This window comes from Nonomuraea fastidiosa (assembly GCF_042751225.1).
GTDB lineage: Bacteria > Actinomycetota > Actinomycetes > Streptosporangiales > Streptosporangiaceae > Nonomuraea > Nonomuraea fastidiosa.
Genome location: NZ_CP170570.1, coordinates 5,358,547 through 5,377,575 on the forward strand (window position 1 = coordinate 5,358,547; position 19,029 = coordinate 5,377,575).

General features: G+C 70.1%; 16 protein-coding genes. 9 read left to right on the forward strand and 7 right to left on the reverse strand.

The window, feature by feature from the left end:
- Positions 1-247: 247 nt before the first annotated feature.
- Both ACFMQL_RS24890 and ACFMQL_RS24895 read left to right on the forward strand, forming a co-directional pair.
- A complete protein-coding gene (locus ACFMQL_RS24890) occupies positions 248-1,987 on the forward strand; it encodes a hypothetical protein (protein WP_378787243.1) in 1,740 nt (579 codons plus the stop codon).
- A 10-nt stretch (positions 1,988-1,997) separates the two neighbouring features.
- Entirely contained in the window at positions 1,998-2,348 is a 351-nt protein-coding gene (locus ACFMQL_RS24895; RefSeq protein ID WP_378787245.1) for a hypothetical protein, read from the forward strand.
- Positions 2,349-2,370: 22 nt separating this feature from the next.
- Here ACFMQL_RS24895 and ACFMQL_RS24900 read toward each other — a convergent pair whose 3' ends face one another.
- The 3 genes from ACFMQL_RS24900 to ACFMQL_RS24910 form a co-directional block, all read right to left on the reverse strand.
- Complete coding sequence (locus ACFMQL_RS24900) at positions 2,371-2,934, reverse strand: GPP34 family phosphoprotein (protein WP_364056552.1); 564 nt, start codon at positions 2,932-2,934, stop codon at positions 2,371-2,373.
- Between the two features lie 9 nt (positions 2,935-2,943).
- Positions 2,944-4,329: an APC family permease gene (locus ACFMQL_RS24905; protein WP_378787247.1), complete on the reverse strand. Its 1,386-nt coding sequence runs from the start codon at positions 4,327-4,329 to the stop codon at positions 2,944-2,946.
- Between the two features lie 167 nt (positions 4,330-4,496).
- The gene (locus ACFMQL_RS24910) at positions 4,497-5,963 is read right to left on the reverse strand and encodes a multicopper oxidase family protein (RefSeq protein WP_378787249.1); all 1,467 of its coding nucleotides are present in this window, start codon (positions 5,961-5,963) and stop codon (positions 4,497-4,499) included.
- 277 nt (positions 5,964-6,240) lie between these two features.
- Here ACFMQL_RS24910 and ACFMQL_RS24915 point away from each other — a divergent pair, with 277 nt between their 5' ends.
- From ACFMQL_RS24915 to ACFMQL_RS24935, 5 genes are read left to right on the forward strand one after another with little or no spacing between them, the layout of a single operon-like run.
- Positions 6,241-7,221 carry a LacI family DNA-binding transcriptional regulator gene (locus tag ACFMQL_RS24915; protein ID WP_364056544.1) on the forward strand — a complete coding sequence of 327 codons (981 nt, stop codon included), beginning with the start codon at positions 6,241-6,243 and terminating at the stop codon, positions 7,219-7,221.
- A 15-nt stretch (positions 7,222-7,236) separates the two neighbouring features.
- Positions 7,237-8,511 carry an extracellular solute-binding protein gene (locus ACFMQL_RS24920; protein ID WP_378787252.1) on the forward strand — a complete coding sequence of 425 codons (1,275 nt, stop codon included), beginning with the start codon at positions 7,237-7,239 and terminating at the stop codon, positions 8,509-8,511.
- A complete protein-coding gene (locus ACFMQL_RS24925) occupies positions 8,508-9,380 on the forward strand; it encodes a sugar ABC transporter permease (protein ID WP_364056538.1) in 873 nt (290 codons plus the stop codon). The genes ACFMQL_RS24920 and ACFMQL_RS24925 overlap by 4 nt, the downstream gene beginning before the upstream one ends.
- On the forward strand, positions 9,380-10,204 hold the full coding sequence (locus ACFMQL_RS24930) for a carbohydrate ABC transporter permease (RefSeq protein WP_364056535.1): 825 nt from the start codon (positions 9,380-9,382) through the stop codon (positions 10,202-10,204). Before ACFMQL_RS24925 ends, ACFMQL_RS24930 begins: the two co-directional genes overlap by 1 nt.
- Before the next feature lie 11 nt (positions 10,205-10,215).
- Positions 10,216-11,577 (forward strand): sulfatase-like hydrolase/transferase, encoded by a 1,362-nt coding sequence (locus ACFMQL_RS24935; protein ID WP_378787254.1) that lies wholly within the window; start codon positions 10,216-10,218, stop codon positions 11,575-11,577.
- Positions 11,578-11,712: 135 nt separating this feature from the next.
- On the opposite strand, the gene ACFMQL_RS24940 is transcribed toward ACFMQL_RS24935, so the two are convergent.
- Positions 11,713-13,332 carry a M28 family metallopeptidase gene (locus ACFMQL_RS24940; RefSeq protein ID WP_378787256.1) on the reverse strand — a complete coding sequence of 540 codons (1,620 nt, stop codon included), beginning with the start codon at positions 13,330-13,332 and terminating at the stop codon, positions 11,713-11,715.
- A gap of 146 nt (positions 13,333-13,478) precedes the next feature.
- Here ACFMQL_RS24940 and ACFMQL_RS24945 point away from each other — a divergent pair, with 146 nt between their 5' ends.
- Positions 13,479-14,324 carry an aldo/keto reductase gene (locus ACFMQL_RS24945; RefSeq protein WP_364056527.1) on the forward strand — a complete coding sequence of 282 codons (846 nt, stop codon included), beginning with the start codon at positions 13,479-13,481 and terminating at the stop codon, positions 14,322-14,324.
- Between the two features lie 75 nt (positions 14,325-14,399).
- On the opposite strand, the gene ACFMQL_RS24950 is transcribed toward ACFMQL_RS24945, so the two are convergent.
- From ACFMQL_RS24950 to ACFMQL_RS24960, 3 genes are all read right to left on the reverse strand, one after another.
- Entirely contained in the window at positions 14,400-15,968 is a 1,569-nt protein-coding gene (locus tag ACFMQL_RS24950; protein ID WP_378787258.1) for a glycosyl hydrolase family 18 protein, read from the reverse strand.
- A gap of 138 nt (positions 15,969-16,106) precedes the next feature.
- Positions 16,107-16,835: an aspartate/glutamate racemase family protein gene (locus ACFMQL_RS24955; protein WP_364056521.1), complete on the reverse strand. Its 729-nt coding sequence runs from the start codon at positions 16,833-16,835 to the stop codon at positions 16,107-16,109.
- Positions 16,832-18,292, reverse strand: a complete 1,461-nt coding sequence (locus ACFMQL_RS24960; protein ID WP_364056518.1) for an NCS1 family nucleobase:cation symporter-1 — start codon at positions 18,290-18,292, stop codon at positions 16,832-16,834. Before ACFMQL_RS24960 ends, ACFMQL_RS24955 begins: the two co-directional genes overlap by 4 nt.
- Positions 18,293-18,388: 96 nt before the next feature.
- On the opposite strand from ACFMQL_RS24960, the gene ACFMQL_RS24965 reads away from it, so the two are divergent.
- The gene (locus tag ACFMQL_RS24965) at positions 18,389-18,997 is read left to right on the forward strand and encodes a helix-turn-helix domain-containing protein (protein WP_364056515.1); all 609 of its coding nucleotides are present in this window, start codon (positions 18,389-18,391) and stop codon (positions 18,995-18,997) included.
- Positions 18,998-19,029 lie beyond the last annotated feature (32 nt).

Consider the following 19,029-nt stretch of genomic DNA (forward strand, 5'->3'; position numbering starts at 1 on the left):
GGGGGCATTGGGCGAGGGAGCCGACGTGCGATCCACACCGTCCGCACCGGCGATCAGACCCTGATTCGTACGCCACAGCACCCTCCCGGAAATGTAACAGGAAAATGGGTAGAAAGGGGTGTGTTGGAATTAGTGGAAGGCTCGGTGTTTCGCGCTACGGACGAGAGACTATTTGCTAACAACCCACACGTGCAGCGTTCGCCGCTCATAAGCTCTGCCCTCAAGGAGAAATGATGGGAGAGGGCTCATGGTCGTGCAGAACGCCGGCGTTCCTATGAGCAACGTGACGCGCTACCTGTGCGCCGCCGCCTACCTCGACAGTGAATTCCGTTACCGGGTTCTCGACGAGCTGCTTGCCGACCCCTACCGGGCGGTCCCGCCCTCCTACGGCGGGTTCGACCTCATCCCGGTGCTCCACCACTGTCGGCGCTCGCAGCAGCTGCTTCTCATCCGCGACATCCTCATCTCCGCGCTGTTCGCGGCCGGGCTGCTGATATCGCCCCTCACCGCGCTGAACTGGATCTTCGTGCTGATCCCGTTCGCTCTGCTCACCGGACGCCGCGTACGGCGCTGGCCGATCATCCTGCGGCTGCTCATCTGGTTCTGGGCCGTCTATGGGATCTTCTCCATGTTCGCGGCGGTGATCTTCAGCCTCTACATCGCGATGTTCGACACCGGCCGTTACGACTCTCTCGGCTACGGCTCTTCCGACTTCGGCCTCCCAGAACCGCTCGCGGCCCTGGGAGCCGGCGGCACGCTCACGCAGTCGCTGTTCGTCCCCGCCGCTACGCTCGGCGTCGCCGTGATCTACCGGGTCGTCATTTACCTCACGCTGGCCGGCTCGCTCAGGCCGGGCACGCCGGAGCCGCCGGGCCGGGCCGTCCACCCCCAGACCAGCGCCCGCCTCGACTACATCCGCCGCGCCCAGTGGGGCAACATCACCATGTACGGCAACGAGAACGCCTTCCTGGGCGCCGGGAGAGTCGAGCGGACCTGGTCCATCGCGGTCGAGCTCGACCGCGTACGCGACGGCGCGGGCAGCAGGCGGCAGCACACGCCCGTGGACATCGACCCCGTCGACCTGCACGCCTTCGTCCGGCGGCGGATGGCCGAGATGCGCGACCACGTGTTACGGCCCAACGAGGGCGTCCAGCGGCTGGACATCGGCGACCACGTGGTGATGCGCGGCCTGTTCACCGTGGCCGACTGGACCGGGCGGCGGCTGCCCGGCGCGCACCCGTTCATCGGCAAGGACGGCCTGCCGAGGTACCAGGCCACGCCCGAGGAGATCGCCGCCATCACCCGCCACCCGCAGGGCGGCGTGCGCTATTACCAGCGCGTGACGATCGGCAACGCCGGGCAGGAGATCCGCGACGCCAAGGGCGAGCTGGTCGCGCCCGCGGCCGAGCAGGAGGCGCTCACCTCGGCGTTCATCTACCTCGCGGTCGAGGGCCGCATGCTCTACACGCAGTTCGTGGTGACCGTGCTGCCGCCGGTGCTGGATCCGTACCACGTGGTGGACCGGCTGCCGTCGATGAACCCGGGGCGCATCGCCTGGGAGGCCGTCAGGGTGCTGCGGCTGCGGCTGCTGCGCGACGTGCTCGCCGCGCCCGCGCGCGTCGTCCGCACGGCGGTGCAGGCCGTCCGGCAGGGGGTGACGGCCCGCGACCCGCGCGCGCACATCGTCTACCCGTACGGGGCGCTGCGCAGCGTCAGGGAACTGGGCGCCGACACGGACATGCAGACCTACATCCAGACCCTCGACGTCGCCAAGTACGTGAAGATGATCGAGCACCGGCTCACCGAGGCGGTGCTCGACTACCTGGAGGAGCGCCAGGTGGACACCGGGGCCTACCGCTTGCAGGCGGCAGGGGTCACGATGAACGCCACGGTGACCGTGGGGCCGGGCGCGACGGTCAGCGGGCCCATGGCGTTCGGCCCGCACTCCTCTGCCACCCTGCACGGCACCGCCGGAGCCACGAGCTGAGGGAGGGGTCATGAGCGGCGACGAGTACCGCGTGCACATCAGCGGCGGCGAGGTCAGCGGCCCCATCGCCATGGGGCCGCACGCCCGCGCCACCGTCCACCGTCACCCGCCCGCCCAGGCGGGGGCCGATGAGCTGGTACGGCTGGTCGAGCGGCTCGAACGGCTGCTCGCCGAGCACGAGGGCGAGGTCCGCGAACCCGCCCAGGCCCGGCGCGATGCCGCCGACGTGCGGCGCGAGCTGGAGGAGGCCGAGCCCGACGGGTCCCGGATCGTGGACGCGCTCAAGCGGCTGTCGGCGCGGGCCGCCGAGGTGTCGGTCATCGTCGAGGTGATCTCTCAGATCCGCGCCCTCTTTCCGTGACCCGCGCCCGGTGCCGGGCCGGTCAGCGGTAGACGGCGATGGCGGCCTCGGCGACGAGCGTGTCCACGGTCTCCACCAGTTCGCCCACCGGAGGGGTGGCGCCGGCGGCGATCTCGCGGAGCCTGGCGACCAGCTTGGCGGCCGGCTGGTCGAGGTAGAGCTGCTCCTCCAGGCGCAGTACCGCGACCAGCCCGCACAGCCCGGCGCAGCGCGCGTCCGGTGCCTTCCAGCCCTCGACCGCCGCCCGCACCCCCGAGGACGCGCGGACGACGGCGGCGATGTCGGCCACCTCGTACCGCGTGTACGGCAGCATGCCGAGCCGCCGCCCGGTCACCCGGACGAGCACCCCCGAGCCGAGCAGCTCCTCCCGGGTGCGCTCGTAGATCCCGCCCGCCGCGGCCCCCTTGATGAGCGCCGCGGGCGCGGGGTCACGGCCGCCGATCGGCGTGAAAGGCTCCGCGAGGAGCCGGTCGAGCAGGGCGGCGCCGGCCAGCCCGAGCGAGAGCGACGTCGGGTGGACGAACGCTTTGCCGGACTTGTCGTGAGCGATCAGGTAGAGGTCCTGGTGCAGCGGCAGCCGGTCCATGGGGCCTCCTCAGCGGCGGTCCGATCCGGCGGGCATGCTCCGCAGCGTGGGGCGGCGGCCGAGCGCGTACAGGGTGATGAGCGCGAGCACGCCGAGCCCGAGCCAGACGAGGCCGAGGAGCTGGGCCATGATGTCCGCGTTGATCACGACGAAGACCAGGATGCCGGCGCCGATCAGGGGCGAGACGAGGTGCGCCCAGAGCCGGTCGGAGCCGGAGCGCAGGGCATGGTGCACGATGACCGAGGCGTGCAGGACGATGAACGCGACCATCGCCCCCATGTTGATCAGGCTCGACAGCAGCGCGACGCCGTCGTCGCGGGCGGCCGACCACAGGCCGACGCCGATCGATAACAGGCAGATGAGCAGGATCGCGTTCGACGGCACGGAGTGCCGCACCGATACCTTGGCGAGGAACGACGGCAGCTGCCGATCGCGGGCCATCGCGTACAGCAGTCGGGAGACCGACACCTGGGCGACCATGGTGTTGACCAGCCCCCAGGAGAGCGCGGTCGCGGCGGTGGTGACGTGCCTGAGCCATTCGCCGCCCGCGACGGCGGCGGCGTCGTAGAAGGCGGTGTCGCTGGGGTGCTCGATGAGCCCGGCGGGGTCGGGCACGAGCAGCGCGGCCACCCAGACCTGGGTGATGAACAGCACGCCGGCCAGCAGCAGCGCGACGCGCATGGCCCGGCCGACCTGGGCGGAGCCGCCGGTCGACTCCTCCACCAGCATGCTGATGCCGTCGAAGCCGAGGAAGGACAGGACGGCGACCGACACGGCGGCGAACATCACCGGCCAGGTGAAGGTGTCGGCGTTGAACAGCGGCGAGAAGCTGAAGCCGTGGCCCTCGCCGCGCAGCAGCGCCCAGACACCGACGAGCAGGAACAGGGCGAGCACGGCCAGCTCGACCGCGATGAGGATGCGGGTGAGGCGGACCGTCATCTTGATGCCGCGCAGGTTGATCGCGGTGTTGACCGCCGCGAAGCCGACCAGCCAGGCCCAGACGGGCACGGCGGGCACGCTGGCGTTCATGGCGATCGAGGCCACCAGGTAGAGCAGGCAGGGGACGAGAATGTAGTCGAGCAGCACCATCCAGCCGGTGAGAAAGCCGACGGGCGGCGCGATGCCGCGCCCGGCGTAGTTGTAGACCGAGCCGGACAGCGGAAACGCCTTCACCATCTGCGCGTACGAGGCGGCGGTGAACAGCAGCGCGATCATCCCGACGAGGTACGCCAGGACCGGCATGCCACCTGATTCCGAATAGACATTCCCGAATATCGCGAAAGGTGCGATCGGTACCATGTATGCCAAACCGTAGAAAATGAGGTCGGCGAGGCCGACCCCACGGTGTAACTCCTGGCGGTAGCCGAACTGCTCGATGTTCTGTTGTGCGCGCACGACAGGCGTCTCCAGTCGTCATGCCGGGCTGGGGTCCGACTGGAGATCCTTTCGCAGCGTGGGCGCGTGTCGCAAGACCGTACGTCGCCAAATGTTGAAAATCACGCTTTTGGTGAAATGTGTCGGGAGTAATACATTACTTGAGCGTAACTCCGACAGAAGCTGACCTAATGGGTCATGTGGCGATTGCGGGGCGATGGCGGGCCGTACCCGAGAACGCCCATCATGCCCTGCTCCTGGTGGTAGAGATTGTGGCAGTGGAACATCCATTCGCCGGGATTGTCGCACTCGACGTCCACGCTCAGCCGCTCACGCGGCTTGATGTTCACCGTGTCCTTGCGCGGCCCGCGCCGATCGCCCACGCGGACCTGGAAGGTGTGGCCGTGCAGGTGCATCGGGTGCCACATGGGCGAGGTGTTGTCCATGACGATCCTGATCGTCTCGCCCTTCTCCACCCGCACCCGTAGCGGGTCGGCGGCCAGCCGGTCGTTGAGCGTCCACTCGTTGCCCGACGGCCGCATGCCGAGCGTCACGGTCACGGTCCTGGACGGGCGGGGGAGCGCGTCGGCGCGGCGCGGCCTGAGGTCGGCGTAGGCGAGCAGCCGCCGCTCCAGCTCCGGCACCTTGACGTCGCGGGACGGACGCCGGGCGGTGCGCGTCGTCCTGACGATCGCGAACGCCCGCGCCCCCTTGCCCTCGGCCAGTGCGACCAGCGGGAACGCGCCCGCGCCCAGCCGGGTGACGAAGTCGTACCGCTCGCCCATGCCGATGAGGAACGCGTCCACGGTGGCGGGCCCGCACGGGAACCCGTCCGCGTGCGTGACCGTCATGCGGTGACCGCCGAGCGCCACCCGGTACGCGGTGTCGGCCGCCGCGTTGATCACCCGGAACCGCACCACCCGCCCCGGCCGGCTGTTGAACACCTCGGGCGCCTCCGCCATCCGGCCGTTGATCAGGTGGAACGGGTGGCGGATCTCGGCGGAGACCCCGCCGAGCAGCGTGCTGCGCAGCGTGTCGTCGTGGTCGGTGGTGGAGTTGAGCCGGCGCAGCGCGTCGTCGGGCGTGCCGTCGACGCCGTCCAGCCAGTCGTCGAGCAGGACCACGAACTCCTCGTCGTAGCCGAGCGGCTCGTGCGGGTCGGCCACCACGAGCGGGCCGTACAGACCGCGGTCGAGCTGGGTGCCGACGTGCGAATGGTAGAAGTACGTGCCGGGGTCGGGCACCTTGAACACGTAGTCGAAGGCGCGGCCCGGCTTCGTGGGCGCCTGGGTGTAGCCGGGCGCGCCGTCCATCCTGGGGTCGATCCTGATGCCGTGCCAGTGCACGGTGGTCTCCGCAGGCAGGTCGTTGACGAGCCGGGCGCGCACGACGCCGCCCGCCGTGGCGCGGATGATCGGCCCCGGCACCATGCCGTCGTACGTCCAGGTCGCCACCTTGCGCCCGCCGAGCGAGACGGTCGCGGGCTTGGCCCGCAGTGCCATGCCGCGCCCCGGCCGCCGGGCACGGCCGGGCCGGTCGGCCACCGCGGCCTCGGAGAACGAGCCCGTGACGGCGCTTGCGGCGGCGGCGAACGTGCCGGTGAACAGCAGCCGGCGGGAGACGCCCTCGCCGGAACCCCATGCCGAACCATTCACTGCAGATCCCCCCATTCACCTCGCAAGGTAACGGAGAGTGATCGCAGAAGCCGCGCGCCACGCTGCCGATCACAACCGGGGGTCCCGGGTCGTGCGGACCCTTGCCGGGCCCTCGCCCGCGAACTAGCGTGTTAATCGATTAACGCACACTGCGGGCCGGGTGGCGGCCGGACACCAGGGATTGACCTGCTCTCCCAGATCCGCCGCCACCAATTACCCCAAAACCCAATAGGGAATGCTAGGTTATTCGACTAACATGAGACCTACAGCGCGACAAGTGGCCGAGCTGGCGAACGTGTCAGTGGCGACCGTCTCCTACGTCCTCAGCGGCCGCGACAGACCCGTGGCCGCCGAGACCAGGCAGCGGGTGCTCGACGCCGCCAGGCAGCTCGGCTACACCCCCAACCAGGCGGCGAGGAGCCTGCGCAGACGCCGCACCCAGCGCGTCTGCCTGGTGCTGAGCACGTTCGGCGGCGTCCCCGCCGACGAGCGCCTGGCCACCGACCTGCACGAGATGGCCGACGCGCGCGGCTACTCCGTGATCACCCTCGCCGTCTACTCCGAGGCCAGGGCCGCCGCCGCGATCGAGATGCTGCGCGGCGGCATCGCCGACGGCGCGCTGATCAACGTGGTCGGTGACCACCTCGCCCGCGACCTGCTCGAAGGGGTGGCCGCCACCGGGCTGCCGATGGTGGTGCTGAGCAACGAGAGCGGCCTCGAAGGCTGCGACGTCGTCCGCACCCCGGAGGCCGAGGCCAGCGCGGAGGCCGTCGAGCACCTGCTGGCCACCGGGCGGCGGCGCATCGCGTTCATGGGGCAGCGGCACGAGCTCTACCGCGACAAGCCGGCCGGGCGGCTGCTCGGCTACCTCACCGCCCTGGAGCGACACGGCGTCACCGACCGCGTCGTCACCGGGGGAGCCGACGACCGCGTGGCGGCGTACCAGACGGCGACCGAGCTGCTGCGCTCGCCCGACCGGCCCGACGCGATCTTCGCCGCCGCCGACCGGGCCGCGATCAGCGCCATCTCGGCCGCCAGGGACCTGGGGCTCGCCGTGCCCGATGACGTCGCCATCGTCGGCGTCGGCAACATCGACGAAGGTCTCATCACCAATCCGCAGCTCAGCACCGTCGGCCCGCTGCGCCACGACTACACCGACGTCGTACGCCTGCTCTTCGACCGCCTCCAGGCCGATGAGCCGCCGCCCGCCCGCGAGATCGTCCGGTCGTGGACCTTCCTGCGGCGGGGCTCGTCCTAAGAAGGGAACCCCACGATGCCCGCTCACCCCTCACGCCGTGATCTGCTCCGGCTCCTCGGCGCGGCCACCGCCGCCGCCGGCGTGCCGGCCCTGTCGTCGTGCGCGGGAGCGCCGGCCACCCAGAGCGCCGACCCCGGCACCTTCACCGTCTACTGGAACGCCGGCCACGACTACCAGGCCTACCGCAAGGTGATCGCCGCGTTCGAGCAGGCACACAAGGTCACCGTCAACCTGCAGAAGTACCAGTGGCCCGACCTGCGCACCAGGCTGCTCGCCGACTTCGCCTCCGGCACCGTGCCCGACCTGGTGGAGGAGCCCGGCGGGTGGGTACAGGAGTTCGCCGTCTCCGGAAACGCCCGCTCGCTGCAGGACTTCGTCGACCGCGACGGCCAGGCCATGGGCTTCCCCTCCGACTGGCAGCCGGTGACCGTCGAGCGCAACTCCTACCAGGGCAAGGTGTACGGCGTGCAGCTCCACCTGACCTGCAACACCCTGCTCTACAACAAGGCGATGCTCAGGGACGCGGGCGTCGAGGTGCCCACCACCTGGGAGGAGTTCCTCGAAGCGGCGAAGAAGCTGACCAAGGACGGCGTGTACGGCGTCGCGCTCAACCAGGACTACTCCTACATGTGGCCGTGGATGATGCAGGCGGGCGTCACCCCGTACGACGCCGGGACCGGCAAGGCCATGACGCCGCTGGAGGACGCGATCGAGGCCCTGCAGTTCCAGGCCGACCTCATCCACAGGCACAAGGTCGCCCCCGTGCCGGTCACGGGCACCGACTACTCGGGCCCGCAGAAGCTGTTCTCCGCGGGGCGCGCCGCGATGATCCTCACCGGGCCCTGGGACCTCGACCCGATCAGGAAGACCAGCCCCGACATCGACCTCGGCGTCGCGCCGCCGCTCAAGCACAAGGTGCAGGCCACCCAGGCGGCCGGGGTCAGCCTGTTCGTGCCGGCCAAGGCGAGCAGGCCCGAGCTGTCGTGGGACTTCATCAAGCGCGTCACCGCCCTCGAGGTCGAGCAGGCCGCCACCCAGGAGACCGGCATGCTCATGCCCCGCAAGTCCTGGGCCGAGCTGCCCGAGGTGCAGACCGACCCGGTCATCAAGGTGTTCGCCGACGCGCTGCCGCAGGCGAAGGACTCCTCGCAGGAGGTGCGGCTGACCGGGCGGTTCGGCAAGTGGGAAGAGCAGCTCAAGGTGATGTACCAGCAGGTGATCATCCAGAACCGCCCGGCCGCCGAGGTGCTGACCGAGTTCGCGAAGACGGCGGAGGGCTACCTCAAGTGAGGCCGCGCACGCTCTCCGGCCGGTACGCGCGGACCGCCTACCTCTTCCTGCTGCCGGCCATCCTGTTCTTCGCGGCGCTGTTCTACCTGCCGATCGGCAACGTGATCGCCACCGGCTTCCGCACCGGGCCGATGGCCGACCAGTGGACCGGCCTGAGCAACTACGCCCAGGCGCTGTCCGACCCGTCGGTGCGGCACTCGTTCCTCGTCACGGCGGTCTTCGCGGTGCTGGTCGTGATCGGCTCCATCGTGCTCGGGCTGGCGCTGGCGCTGGCCATCGACCAGCCGCTCAAGGGGCGGGTGGCCTTCCGCGTGCTGCTGCTGGTGCCGTACCTCACCTCGGTGGCGATCGTCGGGCTGCTGTGGCGCAACATCCTCGACCCCGAGCTGGGCGTGCTCAACCGGGTGCTGCTCGCGCTCGGCCTGCCCACCCAGCAGTGGCTCAACACCGCGCCGCTGCTCACCATCGCCGCCGTCACGCTCTGGCAGAGCGTCGGCTACACGATGGTGCTGTTCCTCGCCGGTCTGCAGGGCATCCCCGAGACCTACCACGAGGCCGCCAAGATCGACGGGGCGGACGCCTGGCGCCGCTTCTGGCGGATCACGCTGCCGCTGCTCGGACCGACCACGCTGTTCGTGTCGGTCATGGCGGTCATCTCGGGGCTGCAGGCGTTCGGGCAGGCGTACATCATCACCGGCGGCGGGCCCGGCGACGCCACCGACCTGACCGTCTTCCACATCTTCAACGTGGCCTTCCGCACCAGGGACTTCGGCTACTCCTCGGCGCAGTCGGTGCTGCTGCTCCTCGTGATCGTGGCGTTCACCGTGATCCAGCTTCGGGCCGGGCGGCGGGGCGAGGTGACGTACTGATGGAACGGATGACGGTGCGCCGCAAGGTGCTGCTCTACACGCTGCTCACGCTGGCGAGCCTGGTGACGGTGCTGCCGCTGCTCTACATGGTCTCGCTGTCGCTGCAGACCGAGGCCGAGACGCTGGCGGCGAGCGCCGTGCTGTGGCCGGAGAGCCCGCAGTGGGGCAACTACGCCGAGCTGTTCGCCCGCGCGCCGTTCGGCGACTTCATCGTCAACAGCCTCGTCGTGGCGGGCGCGATCACGCTGTCGCACCTGATCTTCGACCCGCTCGTCGGCTACGTGTTCGCGAAGTTCCGCTTCCCGCTGCGCAACACGCTGTTCGTGGCGCTGCTCGCCACGCTCATGGTGCCGTTCTTCGTACGGATGATCCCGCTGTACGTGATGATGGCCAACCTGGGATGGCTGAACACCTACCAGGGGCTCATCACGCCGTTCCTCATGGACGCGTTCGGGATCTTCCTCATGCGGCAGTTCATCCAGCCGATCCCCGACGACCTGATCAGCGCGGCCCGCATCGACGGAGCCTCCGAGCTGCGCATCTACCGCAGCGTCATCCTGCCGCAGACCCGGCCCGCGCTCGCCGTGCTCGCGCTGTTCACCTTCGTCTTCCAGTGGAACGAGTTCCTCTGGCCGCTGGTCGCCACCAGCACGCCCGAGATGCGGACGATCCCGGTCGGCCTCACCCTGTTCAACCAGGAGTACTTCACGCTGTGGCACCTCACGGCGGCCGGCTCGGTGATCCTGTTCGTGCCCACGGCGCTGTTGTTCGTCTTCACCCAGAGATACTTCGTGCGGGGCATCGCCCTCACCGGCCTTCGATAGGAGTCTCCCTTTTGCGCCCCAACGTGATCGTCGTCTTCACCGACCAGCAGCGGTGGGACACCGTCGGCCCGCTCACCCCCAACCTCGACCGCATGGCCAGGCACGGCACGCAGGCCACGGTCGCGCTCACACCGCAGCCCGTGTGCGCGCCGGCCCGCGCGGCGCTCCAGACCGGCCGCTACCCGACCACGACCGGCGTGCACCGCAACGGCCGCGTCCTGCCGCCGGAAGAGCGCACGCTCGCCCACCACTTCGGCGCGGCCGGCGACGCCACCGGCTACATCGGCAAGTGGCACCTGGCCGGGCAAGAGCCGGTGCCCGAGCACCAGCGCGGCGGCTACCAGAGCTGGCTGGCCGCCAACGCGCTGGAGCACACCTCCGACGCCTACCGCACGATCGTCTTCGACGAGGCGAACGAGCCCGTCATGCTGCCCGGCTACCGCTCCGACGCGCTGGTGGACGCCGCCGTGCGGTTCGTTGCCGACCACGCGGACGAGCCGTTCTTCCTGTTCCTGTCGTTCCTGGAGCCGCACCACCAGAACGAGCTGGACAACTATCCCGCGCCCGACGGCTACGAGGAGCGCTACCAGGGCACCTGGATGCCGCCCGACCTCGCCACGCTCGGCGGCACCGCGCACCGGCACATGGGCGGCTACCTCGGCCAGGTCAAACGCCTCGACGAAGGGCTCGGCCGGCTGCTCGACGCGCTGCGCAGCATGGACCTGCTCGACGACACGATCGTCGCCTACACCTCCGACCACGGAAACCACTTCAAGACCCGCAACGCCGAGTACAAGCGCTCCTGCCACGACGCCTCGCTGCGGGTGCCGCTGGCGCTGCGCGGGCCCGGCTTCGACGGCGGTGGTGCGATCTCCCGGCCGGTCAGCACCATCGACCTGCCGCCGACGCTCCTGGACGCGGCCGGGCTGCCGGTGCCCGAGGAGATGCAGGGGCGCTCGTTCCTGCCGCTGCTGCGCGATCCCGGCGCCGACTGGCCGGAAGAGGTGTTCTTCCAGGTGAGCGAGTCGGAGGTGGGGCGCGGCATCCGTACGTCCCGGTGGAAGTACTACGCCGTCGCCGAGGACGCCGACCCCTGGGACGACCCGGCCGCCGCCCGCTATCGCGAGCAGGCGCTGTACGACGTGGTCAACGACCCGTACGAGCTGGTCAACCTGGCCGGGCACGCCTCGCACGCGCAGGTCGCGGCGGAGCTGCGGGAGCGGCTGGTACGCCGGATCGTCGCGGCGGGCGAGGCCGAGCCGGTCATCGAGCCCGCCGAGCCCGTCCCGAGCCGCAACCAGGCGATGCCCGACCCGGCGGCCCGGACGCACGGCGTGAAACCGGTCCGCTTCGGCCACCAGCCCCGCCCCTGAGCCCGGCGTGGCCTGAGCCTGCGCTGGGCGTGTCTGAAGGCGCGGCCCCTGCGCCCGGGCGAGCCGGCACGGCCCCGGCATGCGTGCGCCTCTCCACCCCCCTCCTCTTGCAGGGTGGAGAGGCGCACGCGGGGATCAGCTCGCCGAGCCGGCGGGCTGGTGCGTGTGCTTCCCGGCGCTGCGCGCCGCGCTCGCCGGGGCGGGCCGCGTGGCGCCGATGTCGCCGATGTCGAACGCGTACGTGCCGGTCAGCGTCGCGATGGCGTCGGAGTTCACGTCAAGAGCGAAGTCGTTGATGTTCGTGATCGTGTCGCAGGCGCTGTGGTAGCACGGGTCGAGCGGGAGGCCCGCCGTGCCGCCGAAGATCGCCGCCTCCTCCTCGGTCTTGCGCTCCTCGGCCCCGGTGAACAGGCCGCCCGCCGGGATCCCGGCCTCGATGAACGGCCCGTAGTCCGAGCGTCCGGTGAACGCGGAGGCGGTGAAGGGCAGCCGCCGCCCGGTGAAGAACTTCTCGAAGTCCTCTTCGATCTTGTCGGAGCCGGGAGGACCGGCGGTGCCGAACGCGTCGCCGTCACCGTCGTAGATGCCGAACGTGTAGTTGGGCGAGCCGATCATGTCGAAGTTCAGGTACAGCTTGATCTTGGCTCGCTCCTCCTCGCTCAGCGAGGCCACGTAGTGCTCGGAGCCGAGCAGGCCGAACTCCTCTGCGCCCCAGAAGGCGAAGCGGAGCTGGTTCCTGGGCTTGAGCTTGGCCGCCTGCAGGGCCACCTCGAGGACGCCCGCGCTGCCGGACCCGTTGTCGTTGATGCCGGGCCCCTCCTGCACGCCGTCGAGGTGGGCGCCGAGCATGACGACCTTGTTCGGGTCGCCCTTCTTGCTCTGTGCGATCACGTTGTAGGTGGTCCTGGTCTCCACGATCGGGTCCCAGTTCATGGTGACCGCGGTGCCGGCCGCGGCCAGCTCCTCGCCGACGGAGAAGCGGGTGAAGAACGTCGGAATCGTCACGCCGGGCCCGCCGAGCACCGGGTTGAGGTCCACCTCGGTGCGTCCCTCCTGGCCCTCGTTGAAGACGATGGCCCCGATGGCGCCCGCGGCCGCCGCGTTGTCCGCCTTCACGCGGAAGTCGCAGGTGCCGCGCTGCATGAGCGCGATGTTCCCGGGGGTGAAGCCGGCGAAGTCCTCAGGCTCGCAGCCGGAGGTCGAGCTGTTCTCCGGTCCCGGCGGCAGCGTCAGGTCCACGGCCTGCACGGTGCCGCTGACCGACCCGGCGGGCGAGTCGCCCATCGCCACGTAGTCGCTGAAGAACCCGTACGTGTACGTCTTCGGCGTCCCGCTGGTCCGCTGCAGCACGGGCGGGGTGATGTAGCCGTCGAAGACGAACTCGAAGGGCTGGATCGTCACCTTGTCGCCGGCCCTGCGCAGCTTGCCGGCCACGTAGTCGCGGGAGGCGTCGAACCCGCGGGTGCCGGAGACGCGGGTGCCGTCGTTGGCGTCGGCGATGGCCTGGAACTCCCTGAGGTGCTTCTTGACGTTCTTGCCGGACACGGCCTTGACGAGCTTGGCGACCTCCTTCGTGACGGGGTCCTTCGGCCCGTGCCCGCCCGGTCCGCCGGGCTTGCCGTGACCGCCGTGACCACCGTGCCCGCCGTGCTGGCCGCCGTGCGCGGCGGCGGTTCCGGTGAAGGCGAGGGGTGACAGGGCCACGGCCACGGCGGTGATGGCGCCGAGCATGCCGTTACGTAAGCGGGAAGCCATGGTGCTCCTCGAACGTGGAGGGTGAACCGGGTCATTATTCGCACGTGCCCCGAAACGTATTCATCGGGCGGGTGATAGGGAAGATTTGTCCGCGTATCCGTTGCATCACGGACTTGGAACGTCACTCTCGGAAACGAGGAACTGTCATGTCCATCTCCCTCCCGTCCACCGGCACCGTCACCATCGGCGGCAAGACCGTGCACCGTCTCGGCTTCGGCGCCATGAGCCTGACCGGCCCGGGCGTCTGGGGGCCGCCCGCCGATCGGGACGCGGCCGTCAAGCTTTTGCGGCGCGTTGTGGAGCTGGGGGTGAACCTCATCGACACGGCCGACTCCTACGGCCCGTACGTCAGCGAGGAGATCATCCGTGAGGCGCTGCACCCGTACCCCGAGGATCTGCTGATCGCCACCAAGGCCGGTTTCGTGCGCACCGGGCCCGGCCAGTGGCACGCCGTGGGCCGTCCCGAGTACCTGCGGCAGGAGGTCGAGATGAGCCTGCGCAGGCTCGGCCAGGAGCGGCTCGACCTGCTGCAGCTGCACCGCATCGACCCGAAGGTGCCGCTTGAGGACCAGATCGGCGAGCTGAAGGCGCTGCAGGACGAGGGCAAGATCGCCGCCATCGGCCTGTCGGAGGTGACCGTCGACGAGCTGGAGCAGGCGCGGCGGATCGCCGACATCGTCTCCGTACAGAACCGCTACAACCTGACCAACCGCTTCTCCGAGGGCGTGCTCGACCACTGCACCGAGCAGGGCATCGTGTTCATCCCCTACAGCCCCATCGCCAAGGGCACGCTGGCCGCGCCCGGCGGTCCCGTCGACAACGTCGCCAAGCTGCTCGGCGCGACGCCCGCGCAGGTCAGCCTGGCCTGGCTGCTGGCCCGCTCGCCGGTGGTCGCGCCGATCCCCGGCACGTCGTCGATCGCCCACCTGGAGGAGAACCTGGGCGCCTCCACCGTGACGCTCACCGCCGAGCAGTTCGCCGAGCTCAGCTGAGCCGGGGACGGTGATGTAGACGCGGAAAGGCCGGCCCTCCGCCGCGCGGGGAGGGCCGGCCCACCGTGATGGGGATCAGCTCAGGCCGTTCTTCATGGCCGTGAGCAGCTCGGCGTTCGTCGTGTCGCCGCTGAGCTCCCAGAAGAACGCGCCGCCGAGGCCCTGGTCCTTCGAGTAGCTCATCTTGCCGCCGATCGTGGCCGGCGTGTCGTAGCTCCACCACTGGTTCCCGCAGTACGCGTACGCCGTGCCTCCGACCGTGCCGGTGGCCGGGCAGCGCGTCTTGAGCACCTTGTAGTCCTCGATGCCCTGCTCGTACGTGCCGGGCGCCGGACCGGTCGCGGTGCCGCCGGGCGCCGCCTGCGTGACCCCGGCCCAGCCGCGGCCGTAGAAGCCGATGCCGAGCAGCAGCTTGCTCGCCGGCACGCCCTTGCTCTTCAGCTTCTGGATGGCCGCATCCGAGTAGAAGCCCTGTGTCGGGATGCCGGGGTAGGAGGTGAGCGGCGAGTGCGGGGCCGTCGGGCCCTGCGGCGCGAAGGCACCGAAGTAGTCGTAGGTCATGACGTTGTACCAGTCGACGTACTGCGCGGCGCCGGCGTAGTCGGCCGCGTCGATCTTGCCGCCGTCCGTGCCGTCGGCGGTGATCGCCGCGGTGACCAGGTAGTCGGGGCCGAAGCGGGCGCGCAGCGCCTGCATGAGGTTCCTGAACGCGGCGGGGCCGCTGGAGTCGCAGGTCTCACCGCAGGCGTTCGGGTACTCCCAGTCGATGTCGATGCCGTCGAAGACGTCGGCCCAGCGCGGGTCCTCCACCAGGCGGTAGCAGGACTCGGCGAACGCGGCCGGGTTCTGCGCGGCCTGGCCGAAGCCGTCGGACCAGCTCCAGCCGCCGAAGGAGTACAGCACCTTGATGTGCGGGTACTTCTGCTTCAGCTTGCGGAGCTGGTTGAAGCTGCCGCGCAGCGCGCCCTGGTCCCAGGTGTCGGCGACGCCGTCCACGCTCTCGTTCGCCTGGTAGAAGCGGTCGTAGTCGGCGTAGCTGTCGCCGATCGCGCACTGGCCGTTCGTCACGTTGCCGAACGCGTAGTTGATGTGCGTCAGCTTGGCCGCCGAGCCGCTCGTGTCGATGTTCTTGACGTGGTAGTTGCGCTGGTAGACGCCCCAGTTCACGAAGTAGCCGAGGACCTTCTTGTCGCCGTCGTCGCCGCCGTCGCCGTCACCGGGGCCGCCGTCGTCTCCGCCGTCGCCCCCGTCACCGGGGCCGCCGCCGTCGCCAGGGTCGCCGTTGTCTCCGTCGCCGTCACCGGGGTCGCCGCCGTCACCGGGGTCTCCGCCGTCGTCGCCTGAGACCTGCTTCCACAGGGCGGGGACGTTCGGCGGCTCCCAGCCGGGCAGCGCGGTGTGGCTCTGGATGCATTCGTACTCGACGCCGTTGTACGTGACGCGCGTGCCGGCCGTGTACGAGGTCCCGGCCGCCCACTCGGTCGCCTGCGCGGCGGCGAGCGGGGCCGAGAGCGGGGCGGACAGCGCGGAGGAGGGGGAGGTGGTGGAGGCGAGGGCCGGGCCGGACCCGGCGACGACCGCGGTGAGCGGCAGCGCCAGAGCGGCCAGCCCGGCGAGGGCCTTGCTCAAGGTGGGGTTCTTCATGATGCTCCGACATCCGGTCGAGGGGTGTACGGGGGATGGGATGTCTGGGATCAACTATTAGGAAACTTTCCTGTCAGTTGTGTGCCGACAGTAACCCCGACCTGTGCAGGCAGTCAAGACCTCTGTGTCAGGAACGTGTCAGATCGTGAAGTCGCGCAGCAGGCCCGAATAGCGCTTGGGGCGTGGCGGGGCGTACTCGCCGCGCGTGCTCGTCCGCAGCCCCAGCGCCACCAGCGACTCGGCGAACCGCGTCGCCACCGCCACCCCGTCGATCACCGGCACGCCCGTCGCCCGCGACACCTCGGCGCAGAAGTCCGCCATGCCCGCGCAGCCCAGCACGATCGCGTCGCTGCCGTCCCGCTCGGCCACCTCCGCGCACAGCTCGGTCACCGCCGCGCGGGCCGGCGGCTTCTCCAGGTCGAGCACGGGGATCTCGCAGGCGTGCACGCCCCGGCAGGCGGCGGCGAAGCCGTACCGGTGCGCGAGGTCCCACGCCCTGCCGGTGGTCCTGGCCAGCGTGGTCACCACGCTGAACGTCCTGCCGACCATCGTGGCGGCGTGCATCGCGGCCTCGGCGATGCCCAGCACCGGGCCCGTCGCAAGCTCGCGCGCCGCGTCCAGGCCGGGGTCGCCGAAGCAGGCGATCACGTACGCGTCCACGCCCTCGCGCTCGCCCGCCGCGATCTCCGCCAGCACCCCCGGCACCGCCAGCGCCTCGTCGTAGTGGCTCTCGATCGACTCCGGCCCCATGGCCGGGCTCACCGCCGTCACCTCGGTGGACGGCGACGCCACCGCCCTGGCGCACCGGCCGATGGACTCGGTCATGGCCAGGGCGGTGTTCGGGTTGATCACACGGATACGGGTCATGCCGGAATGATCCTCGGTACGCGCCGCTCCAGCAGCACCATCGCCGCGAACCCGAGCCCGCAGCCGATGAACCAGCTGAAGTCGGCCAGCCAGGCCAGCTCGACCGCCGTGACCCACTTCGGCACCAGCACCGCGGCGATGGCCGGCACCCCGGCCGCCGCCGTGGCCCACACCGCGTTGGGGTTGTAGCCCTTGCTGAACCAGTAGCGCCCGCCCGGGTCCAGCGTGAACATCTCGTCCACCGAGACCCGCTGCCGCGCGCACACGTAGTAGCCCGCGATCAGGATGCCGAACAGCGGCCCGATCAGCGCGCCCAGCAGGCCCAGCGTGTAGTGGATGGCATCGGGGTTGCCGTACCAGTTCCACGGGGTGAGCAGCACCGAGCCGACCGCCGCGATCATCCCGCCGGTGCGCCAGCTGATGCGCTGCGGGCTGACGTTGGAGAAGTCGAACGCCGGCGAGATGAAGTTCGCCACGATGTTGATGCCCACGGTCGCGATCACGAACGTCAGGCCGCCCAGCAGGATCGCGAACGGCGTGTCGATGCGCTGCACGGTGTGGATCGGGTCGGTGATCAGCTCGCCGAACACCGGCACCGTGGCCGAGGCCGTGATGACCGTCAGCAGGGAGAAGAACAGGAAGTTGACCGGCAGGCCGAGGAGGTTGCCGCGCTTGACCGCCTCGAACGAGCGGCCGTAGCGGGAGAAGTCGCCGAAGTTCAGCATCGGCCCCGAGAAGTACGACACGACCAGTGCGATCGCGCTCAGCATCACCGGGATCGACTCGGCGAAGCCCAGGCTCTCGCCCTGCGACAGGTCGAGGCTGATGTTCTCCCATCCGGCCCGGCTCACCAGGTAGACGGCCAGCACCAGCATGACCACGTACACGGCGGGCCCGGCCCAGTCCACGAAGCGGCGGATCGCGTCCATGCCGCGCCAGAACACCGCCGCCTGCGCCACCCACAGGATCGCGTAGCAGATGTAGCCGAGCGCGGACAGGCCGAGGAACGTCGGCTCGTTGAGCGCGGCCGTGGCCGGCCAGAACTTCAGGAAGATGATGATGAGCGACTGCGAGGCGAGGTAGGTCTGCACGCCGTACCAGGCGATGGCGATCGAGCCGCGCACGATGGCCGGGATGTTCGCGCCGAGCACGCCGAACACCACCCGGTTGATCACCGGATACGGCACCCCGGTGACCTGGCTGGGCCTGGCCACCAGGTTGCAGAAGACGTTGACGATGACGATGCCGGCGAGCAGCGCGAAGAGCACCTGCCAGCTCGCCAGGCCCAGCGCGAACAGGCTGCCCGCGGTGACGTAGCCGCCGACGCTGTGCACGTCGGACATCCAGAAGGCGAAGATGTTGTACGACGACCAGGTCTGTTCGCGCAGCGGAGCGAGGTCCGCGTTGGTGAGCCGTGGGTCGTGGGGCGGGGCTTGGGCGACGGTGGGCTGTGTCATGTGCGGCATCCTTGGGGGGTAGGGTCGCCGGACGGTGTTAAGCCATCACTTAACACTTGAGGGCGTTCGGCCCGATTGCGCAAGTGTTAAAGACGTGTGACGGAGGCCATGGAGGGCCTGGAGGCGATCAGCGGCGAGCGGCTCGGCAAGCGGCTGCGGGAGCTGCGCACGGAGTCCGGCAAGTCGCTGCGGGCGGTGGCCAGGGAGCTCGGCATCTCGCCCAGCGCGGTGTCCCAGATCGAGCGCGGCACGATGCGGCCGTCGGTGAGCAGGCTCATCGCGTACGTGTCGGCCATCGGAGCGCCGCTCGCGGCGGTCTTCGACGGGTACGAGCCGGGACCGCCCGGCAGTAGCGCTGGGAGCGAGGTTCTGGTGGCGCGGGCGGGCGAGACGGCGCCCATCAGGCTCGGCGGGGGAGTGACGTTCCGCAGGCTCTCACCCCGCCCGACCCCAGACGTCGAGTTCTTCGAGTCCACCTATCCGCCGCACGCGGTCTCCACCGCGCACGGCCGCTTCCTGCACCACGAGGGCTACGAGGTCGGCACGGTGACGGCGGGGGAGCTGACGATCGAGTTCGAGTCGGAGACCGTCACGCTGGCCGAGGGCGACTCGATCACGTTCCCGTGCAGCCGCCCCCACATCATCGGCAACCGCTCGGACACCGTCACCGCCGTCGCCACCTGGCTGATCGTGCACGGCCGCTGACCTGCTCCTCCACCGGCTCCTTCACGGGCGCG

Bases quoted from the DNA above. Each gene is read 5' to 3' on its own strand.
- ACFMQL_RS24920 (WP_378787252.1), top strand. From the start codon at position 7,237: ATGCCCGCTCACCCCTCACGCCGTGATCTGCTCCGGCTCCTCGGCGCG.
- ACFMQL_RS24940 (WP_378787256.1), bottom strand. From the start codon at position 13,332: ATGGCTTCCCGCTTACGTAACGGCATGCTCGGCGCCATCACCGCCGTG.
- ACFMQL_RS24900 (WP_364056552.1), bottom strand. From the start codon at position 2,934: ATGGACCGGCTGCCGCTGCACCAGGACCTCTACCTGATCGCTCACGAC.
- ACFMQL_RS24945 (WP_364056527.1), top strand. From the start codon at position 13,479: ATGTCCATCTCCCTCCCGTCCACCGGCACCGTCACCATCGGCGGCAAG.
- ACFMQL_RS24955 (WP_364056521.1), bottom strand. From the start codon at position 16,835: ATGACCCGTATCCGTGTGATCAACCCGAACACCGCCCTGGCCATGACC.
- ACFMQL_RS24950 (WP_378787258.1), bottom strand. From the start codon at position 15,968: ATGAAGAACCCCACCTTGAGCAAGGCCCTCGCCGGGCTGGCCGCTCTG.
- ACFMQL_RS24960 (WP_364056518.1), bottom strand. From the start codon at position 18,292: ATGACACAGCCCACCGTCGCCCAAGCCCCGCCCCACGACCCACGGCTC.
- ACFMQL_RS24895 (WP_378787245.1), top strand. From the start codon at position 1,998: ATGAGCGGCGACGAGTACCGCGTGCACATCAGCGGCGGCGAGGTCAGC.
- ACFMQL_RS24930 (WP_364056535.1), top strand. From the start codon at position 9,380: ATGGAACGGATGACGGTGCGCCGCAAGGTGCTGCTCTACACGCTGCTC.
- ACFMQL_RS24890 (WP_378787243.1), top strand. From the start codon at position 248: ATGGTCGTGCAGAACGCCGGCGTTCCTATGAGCAACGTGACGCGCTAC.